Source organism: Variovorax boronicumulans (assembly GCF_040544675.1).
GTDB lineage: Bacteria > Pseudomonadota > Gammaproteobacteria > Burkholderiales > Burkholderiaceae_C > Variovorax > Variovorax boronicumulans_D.
Genome location: NZ_JBEPKK010000001.1, coordinates 59774 through 75002, shown reverse-complemented (window position 1 = coordinate 75002; position 15229 = coordinate 59774). Strand labels below are relative to the sequence as shown.

The 15229-nt window shown below is 69.0% G+C and carries 15 protein-coding genes; 8 read left to right on the top strand and 7 right to left on the bottom strand.

Annotated features, from left to right (window positions below):
* Window positions 1-26: 26 nt before the first annotated feature.
* Window positions 27-593 carry a nucleotidyltransferase family protein gene (locus tag ABIC90_RS00250; RefSeq protein ID WP_354352033.1) on the bottom strand — a complete coding sequence of 189 codons (567 nt, stop codon included), beginning with the start codon at window positions 591-593 and terminating at the stop codon, window positions 27-29.
* 29 nt (window positions 594-622) lie between these two features.
* Here ABIC90_RS00250 and pdxH point away from each other — a divergent pair, with 29 nt between their 5' ends.
* A complete protein-coding gene (gene pdxH, locus ABIC90_RS00245; RefSeq protein WP_354352032.1) occupies window positions 623-1276 on the top strand; it encodes a pyridoxamine 5'-phosphate oxidase in 654 nt (217 codons plus the stop codon).
* A 17-nt stretch (window positions 1277-1293) separates the two neighbouring features.
* On the opposite strand, the gene ABIC90_RS00240 is transcribed toward pdxH, so the two are convergent.
* The 4 genes from ABIC90_RS00240 to msrA all read right to left on the bottom strand — a co-directional run bounded on the left by ABIC90_RS00240 (window position 1294) and on the right by msrA (window position 5626).
* The gene (locus ABIC90_RS00240; protein ID WP_354352031.1) at window positions 1294-2244 is read right to left on the bottom strand and encodes an AEC family transporter; all 951 of its coding nucleotides are present in this window, start codon (window positions 2242-2244) and stop codon (window positions 1294-1296) included.
* A gap of 160 nt (window positions 2245-2404) precedes the next feature.
* Window positions 2405-4531 carry a TonB-dependent receptor gene (locus tag ABIC90_RS00235; RefSeq protein ID WP_354352030.1) on the bottom strand — a complete coding sequence of 709 codons (2127 nt, stop codon included), beginning with the start codon at window positions 4529-4531 and terminating at the stop codon, window positions 2405-2407.
* A gap of 78 nt (window positions 4532-4609) precedes the next feature.
* The gene (locus ABIC90_RS00230; protein ID WP_354352029.1) at window positions 4610-5008 is read right to left on the bottom strand and encodes a hypothetical protein; all 399 of its coding nucleotides are present in this window, start codon (window positions 5006-5008) and stop codon (window positions 4610-4612) included.
* 66 nt (window positions 5009-5074) lie between these two features.
* Window positions 5075-5626 carry a peptide-methionine (S)-S-oxide reductase MsrA gene (msrA, locus tag ABIC90_RS00225; RefSeq protein ID WP_354352028.1) on the bottom strand — a complete coding sequence of 184 codons (552 nt, stop codon included), beginning with the start codon at window positions 5624-5626 and terminating at the stop codon, window positions 5075-5077.
* Between the two features lie 118 nt (window positions 5627-5744).
* On the opposite strand from msrA, the gene ABIC90_RS00220 reads away from it, so the two are divergent.
* The 4 genes from ABIC90_RS00220 to ABIC90_RS00205 all read left to right on the top strand — a co-directional run bounded on the left by ABIC90_RS00220 (window position 5745) and on the right by ABIC90_RS00205 (window position 9099).
* Window positions 5745-6422: a TetR/AcrR family transcriptional regulator gene (locus tag ABIC90_RS00220; protein ID WP_354352027.1), complete on the top strand. Its 678-nt coding sequence runs from the start codon at window positions 5745-5747 to the stop codon at window positions 6420-6422.
* An 89-nt stretch (window positions 6423-6511) separates the two neighbouring features.
* Window positions 6512-7189, top strand: coding sequence for a protein-L-isoaspartate O-methyltransferase family protein (locus tag ABIC90_RS00215; protein ID WP_354352026.1), 678 nt, complete (start codon window positions 6512-6514; stop codon window positions 7187-7189).
* Window positions 7190-7202: 13 nt separating this feature from the next.
* Window positions 7203-7538, top strand: a complete 336-nt coding sequence (locus ABIC90_RS00210) for a rhodanese-like domain-containing protein (protein ID WP_354352025.1) — start codon at window positions 7203-7205, stop codon at window positions 7536-7538.
* Window positions 7539-7560: 22 nt separating this feature from the next.
* Window positions 7561-9099, top strand: coding sequence for a TolC family outer membrane protein (locus ABIC90_RS00205; protein WP_354352024.1), 1539 nt, complete (start codon window positions 7561-7563; stop codon window positions 9097-9099).
* A 147-nt stretch (window positions 9100-9246) separates the two neighbouring features.
* Here ABIC90_RS00205 and ABIC90_RS00200 read toward each other — a convergent pair whose 3' ends face one another.
* Entirely contained in the window at window positions 9247-10629 is a 1383-nt protein-coding gene (locus ABIC90_RS00200) for a 3-deoxy-D-manno-octulosonic acid transferase (protein ID WP_354352023.1), read from the bottom strand.
* 5 nt (window positions 10630-10634) lie between these two features.
* Window positions 10635-12017: a phosphomannomutase/phosphoglucomutase gene (locus ABIC90_RS00195; protein ID WP_354352022.1), complete on the bottom strand. Its 1383-nt coding sequence runs from the start codon at window positions 12015-12017 to the stop codon at window positions 10635-10637.
* 110 nt (window positions 12018-12127) lie between these two features.
* On the opposite strand from ABIC90_RS00195, the gene ABIC90_RS00190 reads away from it, so the two are divergent.
* From ABIC90_RS00190 to ABIC90_RS00180, 3 genes are read left to right on the top strand one after another with little or no spacing between them, the layout of a single operon-like run.
* Window positions 12128-13726 carry a DNA-3-methyladenine glycosylase 2 family protein gene (locus tag ABIC90_RS00190; protein ID WP_354352021.1) on the top strand — a complete coding sequence of 533 codons (1599 nt, stop codon included), beginning with the start codon at window positions 12128-12130 and terminating at the stop codon, window positions 13724-13726.
* A gap of 6 nt (window positions 13727-13732) precedes the next feature.
* Window positions 13733-14230 carry a methylated-DNA--[protein]-cysteine S-methyltransferase gene (locus ABIC90_RS00185; protein WP_354352020.1) on the top strand — a complete coding sequence of 166 codons (498 nt, stop codon included), beginning with the start codon at window positions 13733-13735 and terminating at the stop codon, window positions 14228-14230.
* 27 nt (window positions 14231-14257) lie between these two features.
* Entirely contained in the window at window positions 14258-15190 is a 933-nt protein-coding gene (locus tag ABIC90_RS00180) for a DMT family transporter (RefSeq protein ID WP_354352019.1), read from the top strand.
* Window positions 15191-15229: the final 39 nt, after the last annotated feature.

Below are 15229 nucleotides of genomic sequence, written 5' to 3'. Positions count from 1 at the left end.
TTCCGGCCGACTACGGCATCCCGGCGTCAGCGGCCGCCGCGCGCCAGCCAGAGCGCCTCGGCGCGCGCCAGCGCTTCGGGGGTGTCGACGTCGGTCACGACGCCGGCATCGTCCACCGCGAGGTCCGCGACCGAATCGATCGCGCGCATCGACCGCAGGACCGACGATGCGCCCACATTCCCCTGCAGCGCCGCGAGCTGGGCGCGGCACCCGGCGGCAAAGGCGACCGGATGGCCGCGCTCCCCCTTGTACTGAGGCTGCACGGCATTCACCCGACCGCTGAGCGCCGAAGCCACCGCCTGCAGCGTGGCGGCCTGCACCAGCGGCAGATCGCCCGGAAGAATCAGCCAGCCGGCCGCATCGGGCGTTGCGCGCACGGCGGCCGCAATCGAATCGCCCATGCCCGGATGCCCCGCGTCCTCCACGTGCCAGGGCAGCCCGCTGGCGCGCACGGCGCCCAGAGTGCGCTCCAGCAGCGGCCTGCCCGCGAGCAGCGCCTTCAGCTTGGAGCCGGTGCCGCCGGCCGCGATGAAGCGCTCCCCCCGTCCCGAAGCCAGCACGATCACCACCGGCATGTTTGTCTTGGTCGTCATCGACCGAGTATGTGCGCAACAATCCCGGCATGACTGCCCCCCTCTCCCATGATGCGCTGGCCGCGCTGCGCAAAAGCTACGAGCGCGCCGAGCTCGGCGAAGCCCACAGCGCGGACGATCCGTTCAGGCAATTCGAACGCTGGCTCACCGAAGCCATCGACGCCCAGGTGCCCGAACCCAATGCGATGACGCTGTGCACCGTGGGCAGCGACCTGCGGCCCTCCAGCCGCATCGTGCTGCTCAAGGGCTGCGACGCGCGCGGCGTGGTCTGGTACACCAACTACGAAAGCCGCAAGGGCCGCGAGCTCTCGGGCAATCCGTATGCGGCGTTGCAGTTTCACTGGGTCGAACTGGAGCGCGTGGTGCGCATCGAAGGCCGCGTCGAGAAGGCCGGCGCCGACGAGAGCGACGCCTACTTCGCGAGCCGCCCGCTCGATTCGCGCATCGGCGCCTGGGCCAGTCCGCAAAGCGAAGTGATCAGCGGGCGCGACGTGCTGGTGAAGAACGCGGCCGTCGCCGCCGCCAGGCACCTGCTCTCGCCGCCGCGCCCGCCGCACTGGGGGGGTTACCGGCTGGTGCCCGATCGCTGGGAGTTCTGGCAGGGCCGCAAGAGCCGGCTGCACGACCGGCTGCGCTACCGGCTCGAAGGCACGGACTGGGTGCGCGAGCGGCTCGCGCCCTGAGTTTCTTCAGCCCTCTTTCAGGGCAGCCACTGCACCCAGGTCATCACGAGCGTCAGCGTGCCCAGCGCCAGCACCGTCGACACCGCCACGCTGGCCGTGACCAGGTCTTCGGCCGTGCGATAGCGCTGCGAAAACAGGAACACGTTGGCGCCGATGGGCAGCGCCGCCGCCACCACCATCACGGTGAGCGGAATGCCGCGCACGCCCAGCAGCCACCCGATGCCGGCCACCAGCAGCGGATGCAGCAGGTTCTTGACCAGCGCCTGCACCAGCGCGCCGCGCCAGTGGCGCCCGATGGGCGTGAGCGCGAGCGTGATGCCCACCATGACGAGCGCCACCGGACCGAAGGCCTGGCCCAGCAACTGGATCGGCTTGTCGATCACCTCGGGCATCACGAGCCCCGTCTGCGCGAACAGGAGGCCCGCGATGATCGGCAGCGGCACCGGATGGATGATGGCGTTGCGCAGCGCACGCAGCACGGTGCGCGCCATCGAGCGCTTTTCCGCGCCGCTGACGGTGGCATGCTCGCGTGCCACGGCCAGCTCCAGCACCAGCGTGGCGCTGGTCATGAGCACCAGCGAATGCAGCGAGATCAACGTGAGCAGCACCACCATGCCCTCTTCGCCGTAGGCAAGGCCGATGAGCGCGATGCCGATCATCACGGTGTTGCTGTAGGTGTTGGCCAGGGCGATCACCGCGGCCGTGCGGTTGAACCCGCGCAGCGCGAGCGTGCCGGCAAACAGCAGGCCGGAGGCGATGAAGTACGCCGCCACCGGCTTGAGGCTGAGTTCCTGCACGTGCACCGTGCTCATCGCGCGGAACAAGAGCGCGGGCGCGAGCAGCAGGAAGATGAGGTTCGACAGGTCCTTCACCGCGTTGCCGCCGATCCATCGGCGCCGCCCGGCAAGGTAGCCCGCGGCGATGAGGAGGACAACCGGGAGCAGCGAGGAGATGACGAAGGAGTTCACCCGTCGAGGATAGCTGCCTTGCTGTCTTGCTCCTTCCCCTCCCGGGGGAAGGTGGGGATGGGGGCAAGCAGCGCTTGAAGAAGCCGTTACCTCATCAAAGGCCGCTTGCCCCCACCCCTGCCCTCCCCCAGCGGGGGAGGGAGAAACACAAACACCGAACTCAGAACGTCACGCGCAGCCCGACCTTCAGCGAGCGCCCCGGCAACGGCGCGTTCGGATACACGGTCGTCGTCAGGATCGACGTCGGGCTGTAGGCCAGCTTGTTGGTGATGTTGTCCACGCGCGCATACCAGGTGAGGTTCGCGCGCTGCACCTTCATGCGGTAAGAGAGCGCGGCGTTCCACAGCGTGTACGCATCGGTCTCGCGCGCGCCCACGCTGGGCACGTGGCGCTGTGCGGCGTTGTAGTCGAAGCCCAGGCGCGCGCTCCACGGGCCGTTGCCGTAGACCAGCGTCGCGCCCGCGCGGAACGGTGCAATGCGCGGCAGCGGTTCGCCGGTGTCCAGGTTCTTCGCGCGCACCACGTCGCCGCGCCATTCGACGTCCAGCGTCGAGGCATCGGCCAGCTTGGCAAAGCCGTCTGTGCCCAGCAGGCGCAGATTGCCGCTGGCTTCCACGCCGGTGAAGCGTGCGCGCACGCCGCTGTAGAGGTACTCGGCCAGCGTGTCTGTCGCGGCGGGGTCGGTGACCACCTGCCCTTCTTCGTCGAGCGTGCGGCCCGAGGCGGTGAGGCCGATGTAGTTGCCAAAGCGGGTGACGTAGGCGTTCACGCGGGCCGTGTTGGCGCCCGACTTCCATTGCGCGCCCACGTCCAGGCCGGTCGACTTTTCCTTCTGCAGGTTCGGGTCGCCCACCTCCCAGGCGGCGGTCGCCACGTGCGGGCCGTTGGCCAGCAGTTCGTAGTCCTTGGGCGCGCGCTCGGTATAGGCGAGGTTGGAGGTCAGCTGCCACTGCGGCGTCAGGTTGACCAGCGCACCGAAGGCCGCGCTGTGCGGATTGAAGGTGCGCTCGCCCACGGCGAAACGGGTGACGCTCGGGTCGTCCGGGTAGCCCAGCGAGCGGACGCGGACCTTCTCGGTGCGCGCGCCGAAGCTCAGGCGTCCCCACGAGGTGCCGTACTCCTCATAGAGAAAGAGCGCGTTCGACCGCGTGCGGCTGTGCGGCGCAAAGGCTTCCTCGCCGTCGGCGGCGAATCGGTTGCTTTCGCTGCTGAAGCCGACCAGGCCTTCGAAGTTGCCGATCTTCTGGTGCCTGGCCTCGATGCGCAGGTCGTTGCTCATGTTCGAGAACGTGGTGCCGGCCTCGCCGCCTTCGTACTCGGTGTGGCGGTAGTTGGTGTGGCTGGCCTTGGCGTGGATGCTCGAAATGAAGCCCCCCGGACGCCACTCGCCTTCGATCGCCTGGCGGTCGGACTTCATGCCGATGGTCACATCGTCTTCGGCCACGGTGCCGTAGTTGCTGCGGTAGGTGCTGGTCGAGGCGCCGATCCAGCCTTGGTCGAAGAACAGCGTGCCGCCCACCGCGCCGCCGTGCGCCTCGTTGGCGGAGTTGCAGATCTTGCGCGCGCGCCACGGCGAGCCGGGCTTGCTGCAATCGAGGTCGATGGGCACCGAGACGTCTTTGGAGTCGCGGTTGAAGGCATCGACGTGCAGCGCGAAGCGGTTGTTGCCGCCTTCGAGCACCACGCCGCCGCTTTTTTCCTTGCTGCCGGACGCAAAGCCCAGGTCGGCACGGCCGCCGAAGCCTTCGATGGGCTCAGTGGGGATGCGGTTGTCGATCACGTTGACCACGCCGCCGACGGCGCTGCCGCCGTACTGCAGCGCCGACGGGCCGCGCAGCACTTCGATGCGGTCGGTGACCAGCGCGTCGACCGGCACCGCGTGGTCGTAGCTCAGGGCGGACGCATCGGGCGCGCCGCCGCCGTTCTGCAGGATGCGGATGCGGTCGCCGTCCTGACCGCGAATGATCGGCCGGCTCGCGTTGGGGCCGAAGTAGCTGCTGCTCACGCCGGGCAGGTTGTTGAGCGTTTCACCGAGCGTCGAATCGGAGCGCAAAAGGAGCTTGTCGCCCGACAGCGTCGCGGTCGGCGCGATCAGCTCGTCGGCGCCCAGCGGGTTGCCGGTGACGGTGACCTCGCGCAGGCTGCCGGTGGTGTTGGTCGCGTTGGCGGTGGCGTCAGCCGGCGGCGCCTGGGCGGCGTCCTGCGCCTGCGCATGGGACATGCCCGCGAAAGCGGCGAGCGAAAGAACGGCAGCGCCGATGGCGTTGCGACGGAAATTGGGAATCATGGTGGGCACTCGTTGAATCAATGGACGGCAAGCCGCCACCCGCGCATGGCGGGTGCGGCAACCGGAACACGGGGGAATTCAGCGAGTGGAAGGCGGGCCGCGCGCGTCGAAGAGCGTGACCCAGCGGGCGACGGCTTCGCCCTGCAGAAAAGCGAAAGTGGCCGAGGGCAGCAGCATCGGCAGCACCACCAGCGGCACGCCAGGCGCTACCGAGCCGTGCGCGAGCTGGTCGTACAGCCGGCATTCGGCATCGGTGTGCTCGCCGAACAGGCTGAGCACACCATGGCCCGCGTGCACATGGGCGTGCTGATGGGTCCCTTCCGCGTGTGCTGCGTGTGCTGCGTGTGCTGCGTGTGCTGCGTGTGCGGCGTGTGCGGCGTGCGCCATGGCTGCCGGCAGTCCGGGCACATGCAACGAACGGTGCAGCACGCCCAGCGTGCCCGCGAACCACAGCGCGACCGCCAACGCCACGAGCATGGCGCGGGCAGGCAGGAGCGGAGATCGACGGGCGGCGAAATGCACGGGAACGAGCGCCAGGGCCGATCAGGCCTTGACGCGGGAAGCGAAGGTCTTCTGGAACTTCTCGACCTTGGGGCCCACGACGAACGCGCAGTAGCCCTGGTTCGGGTTGTTCAGGAAATAGTCCTGGTGATAGGCCTCGGCGGTCGAGTAGTTGGCGAGCGGCGCCACCTCGGTGACCACGGGCGAGGCGTAGGTCTTGCTGGCCTCGATCTCGCGGATCACCTCTTCGGCCACCTGCTTCTGCGCGTCGTTCGTGTAGTAGATGCCGCTGCGGTACTGCGTGCCGGTGTCGTTGCCCTGGCGGTTGAGCGTGGTCGGGTCGTGCACGACGAAGAAGATCTCCAGGATCTCGCGCAGGCCGATCTGGGCGGGGTCGAATTGCAGCTTCACCACCTCGGCATGGCCGGTGCGGCCGGTGCAGACCTGTTCGTAGGTCGGGTTGACGACCTGGCCGTTGCAATAGCCCGACTCCACGTCCACCACGCCCTGGACCCGGTCGAACACCGCTTCGGTGCACCAGAAACAGCCTCCGCCAAGCACGATGGATTCAGTAGGCGACGTCGAAGAAGACATGGTGGCTGCTCCCGCAGATGGACAAAAGAGGGGGTGGGGAAAGGCGAACCCGATATTGTCGCGGCTTGACGGGATGGATGCCGGTCACTACATTACTAACCCGCGAGTCATTAACCTCATGCCCACCCCTCGTTCCTTTGTCGACAAGCTCTGTCCGGTCCGCTCCAAGCGCGAGCGGCGGAAAGAGGCGCGCCCGGGCGAACTGCTGGCCGCCGCGCTCGACCTGTTCGTCGAAAAAGGCTTTGCCGCCACCCGTTCCGAAGAGGTGGCGGTGCGCGCCGGGGTCTCCAAGGGCACCCTCTTTCTCTATTTTCCGAGCAAGGAAGAGCTCTTCAAGGCGGTCGTGATGGAGAGCCTGGGCGGCCGCTTCACCGAGTGGAACGCCGAATTCGAAGCTTTCGAGGGCACCACCGCCGACATGCTGCGCTACTGCATGAACGTGTGGTGGGAACGCGTCGGCATGACCAAGGCCTCGGGCCTGACCAAGCTCATGATGAGCGAGGGCGCCAACTTTCCCGAACTCGCCGAGTTCTACCGCCGCGAGGTGGTGGAGCCCGGGCACAACCTGCTGCGGCGCATTTTCCAGCGCGGCATCGACAGCGGCGAATTCGCCCCCGTCGACGTGGACCACGCGATCTACTCGGTGGTCGCGCCCATGGTCTTCCTCATGCTGTGGAAGCACTCGGCGATGGTCTGCGTCGACGGGCTGGCGCCGCTGGACCCCGAAAAATACATCGCGATCCAGGCCGAAACGGTGCTCTACGGGCTCAGCGTGCGCTCCGGGACCAAGGCATGAGGTCCTTTGCATGGCCGAGCGGGCCGCTCGTGTCATCCGGGCGACCTAAAATTGAAGGTTTGTCCTGAGCCCACAAGGAAAGCCACGCCATGAACCCCACGCCCACCCTCGAGCGCTTGCGCTTCAACATGATCGAACAGCAGATCCGCCCCTGGGATGTGCTGGACCTGGACATCCTCGACCTGCTGGCCACCATCCACCGGGAAGACTACGTGCCGGAAGCCCACCGCACACTCTCGTTCTTCGACATGGAACTGCCGCTGCTGGACGGCTCCGTGCCCGGCGAATTCATGCTCTCGCCCAAGGTCGAGGCCCGCATGCTGCACGACCTGAAGGTGCAAAAGCATGAGTCCGTGCTCGAGATCGGTACCGGCTCCGGCTTCATGGCCGCCCTGCTCGGCGCCCGTGCCGCCCAGGTGCTGTCGCTCGAAATCAATCCCGTGCTCGCCGCCCGCGCCGCCGAAACCCTGCGCCAGAACGGCGTGACCAACGTCGAAGTGCGCCATGCCGACGGCGCCGTGCCTCTGCCCAGCGGCCCGAGCTTCGACGTGATCGTGCTGAGCGGCTCGGTGGCCCGCATTCCGCAGAACCTGCTGGGTTCGCTGAAGGTCGGCGGCCGTCTGGCGGCCATCGTGGGCGAAGAGCCGATGATGCGCGCCCACTTCGTCACCCGCACGACCGAGAGCAAGTGGGACACCGTCCAGCCCTGGGATACCGTGGCGCCGCGCCTCCTGAACTTCCCCGAGCCCTCGCGCTTCTCGTTCTGAGCGGGCCGCACCGATGATCGATCAAGTCCGCCCCGCCGACCTCGCCGCCTGGTTTGCGCAGGACGCCGATGCCGCCCCCGTGCTGCTCGACGTGCGCGAACCCTGGGAGCTGCAAACGGCGAGCGTGGTGCCCGAGGGCTTCACGCTGGTCGCGATCCCGATGAACGAAATTCCGGGCCGCCTCGCCGAACTGGACGAAGGCCAGCGCATTGCCTGCCTCTGCCACCACGGCGCGCGCAGCCAGCGCGTGGCCGCCTTCCTGAACCAGAACGGCTTTGACCGGCTCGCCAATGTGGCGGGCGGCATCGACGCCTGGTCGTCGCACGACCCCTCGGTTCCGCGCTACTGACTCTTTCCTTCAAGGACGTTCAATGCCTCCACGGCCCCGGCTTTTGCCACTTTCCGCCGCACTCGCCAGCGTGATCGCGACCCTGCTCGCACTGCCGGCACAGGGCCAGACACTGAACGAACTCTACGATTCCGCCCGCGGCTACGACGCCACCTACCAGGGCGCGCGGGCCCAGTACGAGGCCAACGTGGCCCGCGCCGCGCAGGCCAAGGCCGGCATCCTGCCCGCCGTGGGCCTCACGGCCGGCGTGAACCGCAGCAACCTGGACATCGACACCCTCACCGGCACCAGCCGCGGCGCCACCGCCGAGCGCAACTTCAACACGCAGAACGTCGGCATCAACGCCACGCAGCCGCTGTACCGGCCCGCCAACTGGGCGACCTACGAGCAGGGCAAGCGCCAGGCCGAGATCGCGGAGGCAGTGTTCACCACCGCCGAGCAGGACCTGATCGTTCGCGTGAGCCAGGCGTATTTCGACGTGCTCGGCAGCCAGGACAGCCTGGCGCTGGTGCGCGCGCAAAAGATCGCCGTGGCCGAACAGCTGGCATCGGCCAAGCGCAACTTCGAGGTGGGCACCTCCACCATCACCGATTCGCGCGAAGCCCAGGCCCGCTACGACCTGGTGATCGCGCAGGAAATCGCCGCCGAGAACGACCTGCAGGTCAAGAAGATCGTGCTCGACCAGCTCGTCGGCCGCCCCGGCAGCGTGCCGGTGCCGCTGGCCGTGCCGGTGGTGCTGCCGACCGCCCAACCTGCCGACATCAACGCGTGGGTCGCGCAGGCCGACGAGGTGCATCCCGCGATCCAGCAGGCGCGCCTGGGGCTCGACGTGGCCGCACTCGAAGTCAAGAAGGCGCAGGCCGGCCACAAGCCCACGCTCGATGCCAACCTGGGCTACAACGTCACGCGCAACCCCACGGGCACCAGCACCAGCACCGTGGGCACGCGCGTCAATGCCGCCACGGTCGGCGTGACCTTCAACCTGCCGCTCTTCGCAGGCTTCGCCACCGAGAACCGCATCAAGGAAACGCTGGCGCTGGAAGACCAGTCGCGCAGCGTGCTCGACGGCACCCGGCGCAGCGTGGCCCAGGCCACGCGCGCGGCCTACCTCGGGCTGGTGTCGGGCGCGGGCCAGGTGAAGGCGCTGGAGGCGGCCGAAGCTTCCAGCCAGAGCGCGCTCGACGCCAACAAGCTGGGCTACCAGGTGGGCGTGCGCATCAACATCGACGTGCTCAACTCGCAGAGCCAGTTGTTCCAGACCAAGCGCGACCTTGCGCTGGCCCGCTACAACGTGCTCCTGGGCAACCTGAAGCTGCGCCAGGCCAACGGCACGTTGACGACCTCGGACATGGACGCGATCAACGCCACGCTGGCAAGCAACGGCAACACGCCGGCCGTGCCTTCGGCCACGCCCACCCAGCCGGACCGTTCTTCGGCGCCGGTCGTGGCGCCCCGCATCCCGGTGGTGCCGCCGGTGCCGGTGCAGCCGTTCAACCCGACGCCGCCGACGATGCCTTCGGCACCGGTGCCGCCGGTGATCGTGAATCCGCCGGTGCGCTGAGCGGGAGTCGGGACTTTCTTCTTTCTCGCTCCCCCGCTGGGGGAGAGTCGGGGTGGGGGCACGACGGCCTTGGCCTCTGTACAGCGCTCGTTGGGCGCTTGCCCCCATCCCAGCCTTCCCCCGGGAGGGGAAGGAGCAACACCGGAATCAGTCCAGCGTGGGTTCGGCGCGCTCGGGTTCGTCACCCAGCGGCGCGTTCTCCGTCGCCACGGGATCCGCTGCCTGCGCAATCGCCAGCACCGCCGCCGCCGTGCGCTCGGCCGCGCCGCGGTTGGACGACGAAAAGGCCAGCGCGGCCTCGGCCATCGCCTCGCGGCGCTCGGGGTTCTCGACCAGCTTCAGCGCCGCCGTCACCGCCTGCTCCATGCCTTCGACGCGCAACGATGCGCCGGCCGCCAGAGACAGCTGCGCCGCCTCGGCGAAGTTGAAGGTCGACGGCCCCATCACCACCGGGCAGCCGCACGCGGCCGGCTCGATCAGGTTCTGCCCGCCCAGCGGCTCGAAGCTGCCGCCCAGCAGCGCCACGTCGGCCAGGCCGTAGTACAGAGCCATCTCGCCCAGCGAATCGCCCAGCCAGATTTCCGCGTCCGAGGGCTGGCCTGCGGCGCTGCGGCGCGCCACCGCGAAACCCATCGATTCGATCAGCGCCGCCACTTCGTCGAAGCGTTGCGGATGGCGCGGCACGATCATCCATTGCACGTCGTGCACCCGCTTGGCGATCGAGCGCACCGCACCCTGCTCGGGCGGCACCGGCAAGGTGGCGCCGAAGCGCTTGAGCACCTCCAGCAGCATCCGCTCTTCCCCGTCGCGCGAACTCGCGAGCACGACCATCGGCTTGGGCAGCCGACCGCGCAGCGACACCGCAGTGGCCAACTGGCGCGCGTCGGGCGTGGCATCGAATTTGAGGTTGCCGTAGATGCCGGCCACCTTGGCGCCCAGCGACACCAGCCGGTGCGCATCGGTCTCGGTCTGCGCCCACACCGCGGTGAGCGCCGAGTACGCAGGCCGTGCGAGCCAGCCCAGGCGCTCGGCCGCGGCCAGCGATTTCTCGTTGAGCCGCGCATTGGCCAGCACCAGGGGAATGCGGCGCTCGGCGCAGGCCGCGGCCATTTCGGGCCAGACCTCGGTTTCCATCAGCACGCCGATGCGCGGCTCGAACTTGTCCAGAAAGCGCGCCACCGCGCCCGGCGTGTCCCAGGGCTGCCAGACCTGCGTGTCACCCGCCTCGAGCAGCTTGGCGCCCTCCTCGCGGCCGGTGGCGGTGCCGTGCGTCAGAAGAATCGGAATGCCCGGGTACTGCCGGCGCAGCTCGGCGATGAGGATCGCGGCGGCGCGGGTTTCGCCGAGCGACACCGCGTGCACCCAGCACTGCCCCTGGCCGGTGGTGGCGTCGTCGTAGCGGCCGAAGCGCTCCTCGACGGCCACGCCATAGCCGGGCTCGGCTTCGGCGCGGCGCCGCAACTTGCGGCGGACCAGCGGTTGCACGACAGTGGTGAAGGCGCCGTACAGGCGCAGCAGCAAGGAGCGCACAGGCGTCAGTGGGAAGCTTCGGCCAGCGTGGCGTCGGGTTTGACGGTGCGCAGCAACGCAAGCATCTCGGCCTCGATGCGCTTCAGGGCCGCGTCGGTCTGGCCTTCGAAGCGCAGCACCAGCACGGGCGTGGTGTTGGAGGCGCGGATCAGCCCGAAACCGTCGGGCCAGTCCACGCGCAGGCCGTCGATGGTCGAAACCACGGCGGGGGCCGCGAAGCGCGCGCTCTTCACGAGCGTGTCGACCACCGCATGCGGCTCGCCTTCGGCGCAGGCCACGTTGAGTTCGGGCGTCGAGAAGCTGGTGGGCAGCGCATTGAGCACCTCGCTCGCATCCGGGCTCTTGCTCAGGATTTCCAGCAGCCGGCAGCCCGCATAGGTGCCGTCGTCGAAGCCGAACCAGCGCTCCTTGAAGAAGATGTGGCCGCTCATCTCGCCGCCCAGAGGCGAATCGATTTCCTTCATCTTGGCCTTGATGAGCGAGTGGCCGGTCTTGAAGATCAGCGGCTTGCCGCCCGCGGCCTCGATGGCCGGTGCCAGGCGCTGCGAGCACTTGACGTCGTACACGATGGTGCCGCCCGGCACGCGCGAGAGCACGTCCTCTGCAAAGAGCTGCATCTGGCGGTCGGGAAAGATGTTCTGGCCGTCCTTGGTGACGATGCCCAGCCGGTCGCCGTCGCCGTCGAAGGCCAGGCCCAGCTCGGCTTCGCCCTTGGCCAGTTCGGCCATCAGGTCCTTGAGGTTCTCCAGCTTGCTGGGGTCGGGGTGGTGATTGGGGAAGTCGCCGTCGACCTCGCTGAAGAGCTCCACCACTTCGCAGCCGATGGCGCGAAAGATGGCGGGCGCCGTGGCGCCGGCGATGCCGTTGCCCGAATCGACCACGATCTTCATCGGACGTGCCAGCTTGATGTCGCCCGCGATGCGCTTCACGTAGGCCTCGGTCACATCGACCTTGCGCACGCTGCCGCCCGGGGCGAGGGTGGCGGTGCCGTCTTCCATGGTCTTGCGCAGGCCCTGGATCTCGTCGCCGTAGATCGCGCGGCCGGCCAGCACCATCTTGAAGCCGTTGTAGTCCTTGGGGTTGTGGCTGCCCGTCACCTGGATGCCGCTGGTGCACAGCGTGTGCGCCGCGAAATAGAGCATCGGCGTGGTGACGGCGCCCACGTCGATCACCTCGACGCCCGTGGCCACCAGCCCTTCGATCAGCGCCTCGGCGAGCGCGGGGCCCGACAGGCGGCCGTCGCGGCCCACGGCCACGATCTTCTCGCCGGCGGCGCGCGCGGCGCTGCCGAAGGCCCGGCCGAGCGCCTGCGCCACCTCGGTGTCGAGGGTGACGGGCACCACGCCGCGGATGTCGTAGGCCTTGAAGATCGATGCGTTGAGCTGCATGGGGGGCGTTTTCCTGTTGTTTTTGGAACGGGGCATTGTAGGCAACGCCCCATTCACCCACATGTCCGGAAACGGCCAGTTGAAACGGGGCGCAACCGTATCATTTGCCCATGTCCACCCCCGCCGCCCCCTCCGAAGCGCTCGAGAGCGACGCCTGTTACCTGGCGATGAAGACGCACGATGCGCGCTTCGACGGGTCGTTCTTCACAGCAGTGACCTCCACCGGCATCTACTGCCGTCCGGTCTGCCGCGTCAAGCTGCCGCGGCGCGAGAACTGCCGGTTCTTTCGCCACGCGGCGCAGGCCGAGGCCGAGGGCTTTCGCCCGTGCCTGCGCTGCCGGCCCGAGCTGGCGCCGCGGGCGGCCAGCTGGTCCACCGAAGACGCCTCGCGCATCCTCGCGCTGCAGGCGGCGCGGCTCATCGACGAGCCCGATGCATGGTCCCACGGCGGCGAGGACAGCGGCCCCGGCGCCGCGCAGGTCGCGGCCCGCCTGGGCGTGAGCGACCGGCACCTGCGGCGCATCTTCGAGTCGCAGTTCGGCGTGTCCCCGCTGCAGTACCTGCAAACGCGCCGCCTGCTGGCCGCCAAGCAACTGATCGCCGACACCCGCCTGCCGATGACGCAGGTGGCGCTGGCCAGCGGCTTTGCGAGCGTGCGCCGTTTCAACGCGGCTTTCGTGGGCCACTACGGGCTCAACCCCAGCGCGCTGCGCCGCGCGGGCGGTGCCGCCGGCGGCGAAGGCAAGGCCATCGAGGTGCGCCTGAGCTTCAGGCCGCCTTACGACGCCAACGCGATGCTCGCCTTCTTTGCACGGCGTGCGCTGCGCGGCATCGAGGTGGTCTCCACCGTCGACGGCAAGGAGCCCGCCAAGGGCAGCACGCCGACCTACCTGCGCCTGTCGCGCACCCTGCGCATACAGCAAGGCGCGCACACGCACGCCGGCTGGCTGCAGCTGCGCTTCGACCTCGAACGCGAGCACGTGCTGCTGTCGGTCAGCGACTCGCTCGCGGCGGTGCTGCCCATCGTGATCAGCCGCGCACGCGCCATGTTCGACCTGGACGCCGAGCCCATGGCGATCAACGCCGCGCTGCATGCCGCCTTCCCGCACGGCGACGGCCTGCGCGTGCCGGGCACGGTCGACGGCTTCGAGCTCGCGGTGCGCGCGGTGCTGGGGCAGCAGATCACGGTGGCCGCGGCGCGCACGCTGGGCTCGCGGCTGGTCGATGCCTTCGGCGAGACCATCGCCACGCCCGTCGAAGGCCTGGCCCGGTTGTTTCCCACGCCGGCGGCCATTGCCGCGGCCAGCGGCGACGCGCTCGGGCAGCTGGGCATCGTGCGCCAGCGGCAAGCGGCGTTGCAGGCCATTGCCAACGAGGTCGCTTCCGGCCGGCTGGCGCTGCATGCGGGCGCCGACGTGCCCTCGACCATCGCGGCGCTGCAAGCGCTCCCGGGCATCGGCGACTGGACCGCGCAGTACATCGCGATGCGCGCCTTGCGCTGGCCCGATGCGTTCCCGGCCGGCGACATCGCGCTGCAGAAGGCGCTGGGCGTGAGCACCGCCCGCGCGGCCAGCGAGGCATCGCAAGCCTGGCGCCCCTGGCGCGGCTATGCGGTGCTGCGCGCATGGCATGCACCCTCCCCATCGCCGACGGCTGCGCCGACGCAGACGCCTCCTCCCACACCCGCAACGGCAGGCCTCGCCGCCTGACATGCCATGAAGTTCAAGAGCAAAGTCATCTACACCTCGCACATCGACACGCCGCTGGGCGGCATCACGATGGCAGCCACCGACCAGGGCCTGGCCGGCGTCTGGTTCGACCAGCAGCGCCACTGGCCCGACACCACCGGCTGGATCACCAGGGACGATCACCCCGCGCTGGTCGAAGCCCGCACGCAACTGCACGACTACTTCGCCGGCAAGCGCGGCGACTTCGACATGCCGCTGGACCTCTCGCACGGCACCGCGTTCCAGCAGAGCGTGTGGCAGGCCATGCTCGCGATCCCGGCGGGCAAGACCATGACCTACGGCGCGCTCAGCGCCCACGTGGGCAACCCCACCGCCGTGCGCGCGGTGGGCGCGGCCGTCGGGCGCAACCCGATCAGCGTGATCGTGCCCTGCCACCGCGTGCTGGGCGCCAACGGTTCGCTCACCGGTTACGCTGGCGGGCTGCACCGCAAGACCGCGCTCCTGGAGCTGGAAGGCGCAAGGTAAGGCTCGCCCCCAGGACCAACAGAGACCATGACCACGACAACACAGAACAACATCGCCACCGGCACCGCCAAGCCCTGGCTCATCGACCTCGTCCTGCTCGCCGCCTTGTGGGGCGCCTCCTTTCTTTTCATGCGCATCGGTGCGGCCGAGTTCGGCGCACTGCCGACGGCTGCGGTGCGGGTGGGCATCGCCGCGCTGTTCCTGCTGCCGATCGCGCTGCTGCGCGGGCAGGGGCCGGCACTTGCAACGCACTGGAAGGCCACCTTCGGCGTCGGCGTCTTCAACTCGGGCATGCCGTTCGCGCTCTTCTGCTTTGCGCTCCTGACCATCAACACCGGCCTGGCCGCCGTCATCAACGCCACCGTGCCGATGTTCGGCGCACTGGTGGCGTGGGCGTGGTTTCGCGAGCGGCCGAACGGCTCGCGCATCGTGGGCCTGGTCATCGGTTTTGCCGGCGTGGCGATGCTTGCGAGCCGCAGCGCCGGCCTGCACTCGGGCGCCAGCGGCCATGCCGCGCTGTGGGCCGTGGTCGCGTGCCTGGGGGCCTGTCTTTGCTACGGCATCTCGGCCAGTGCCGCGCGCCGCTTTCTGGGCGGTGTGCCGCCGTTGGCCACAGCCACCGGCAGCCAGTTGGGTGCCACGCTCTTCCTTGCGCTGCCCGCCATCTGGCTCTGGCCGGCGCAAATGCCGAGCCTGCGCGCCTGGCTCGCGCTGCTGGCGCTGGGCATCGCCTGCACGGGCGTGGCGTACATCCTGTTCTTCCGGCTGATCGAGCGGGCGGGACCGGCGCGCGCACTGACCGTGACCTTCCTGGTGCCGGTGTTCGCGCTCTTCTACGGCGCGGTGTTCCTGAGCGAGAACATCACGCAGTGGATGCTGATTTCCGCCGTGGTCATCGTGTGCGGCGTGGCGCTTTCCACGGGCATCGTCACGCTCGGGCGCAAACCGAAGACGGCCTGACTCCCATCTTCGCGAGGGGCCGCCGCGCACGGCCGCCCC

Coding starts and splice junctions, on each gene's coding strand:
- ABIC90_RS00205 (WP_354352024.1), top strand. CDS start 7,561: ATGCCTCCACGGCCCCGGCTTTTGCCACTTTCCGCCGCACTCGCCAGC.
- ABIC90_RS00215 (WP_354352026.1), top strand. CDS start 6,512: ATGAACCCCACGCCCACCCTCGAGCGCTTGCGCTTCAACATGATCGAA.
- ABIC90_RS00250 (WP_354352033.1), bottom strand. CDS start 593: ATGACGACCAAGACAAACATGCCGGTGGTGATCGTGCTGGCTTCGGGA.
- ABIC90_RS00220 (WP_354352027.1), top strand. CDS start 5,745: ATGCCCACCCCTCGTTCCTTTGTCGACAAGCTCTGTCCGGTCCGCTCC.
- ABIC90_RS00190 (WP_354352021.1), top strand. CDS start 12,128: ATGTCCACCCCCGCCGCCCCCTCCGAAGCGCTCGAGAGCGACGCCTGT.
- ABIC90_RS00235 (WP_354352030.1), bottom strand. CDS start 4,531: ATGATTCCCAATTTCCGTCGCAACGCCATCGGCGCTGCCGTTCTTTCG.
- msrA (WP_354352028.1), bottom strand. CDS start 5,626: ATGTCTTCTTCGACGTCGCCTACTGAATCCATCGTGCTTGGCGGAGGC.
- ABIC90_RS00210 (WP_354352025.1), top strand. CDS start 7,203: ATGATCGATCAAGTCCGCCCCGCCGACCTCGCCGCCTGGTTTGCGCAG.
- pdxH (WP_354352032.1), top strand. CDS start 623: ATGACTGCCCCCCTCTCCCATGATGCGCTGGCCGCGCTGCGCAAAAGC.
- ABIC90_RS00195 (WP_354352022.1), bottom strand. CDS start 12,017: ATGCAGCTCAACGCATCGATCTTCAAGGCCTACGACATCCGCGGCGTG.
- ABIC90_RS00230 (WP_354352029.1), bottom strand. CDS start 5,008: ATGCTCGTGGCGTTGGCGGTCGCGCTGTGGTTCGCGGGCACGCTGGGC.
- ABIC90_RS00185 (WP_354352020.1), top strand. CDS start 13,733: ATGAAGTTCAAGAGCAAAGTCATCTACACCTCGCACATCGACACGCCG.
- ABIC90_RS00180 (WP_354352019.1), top strand. CDS start 14,258: ATGACCACGACAACACAGAACAACATCGCCACCGGCACCGCCAAGCCC.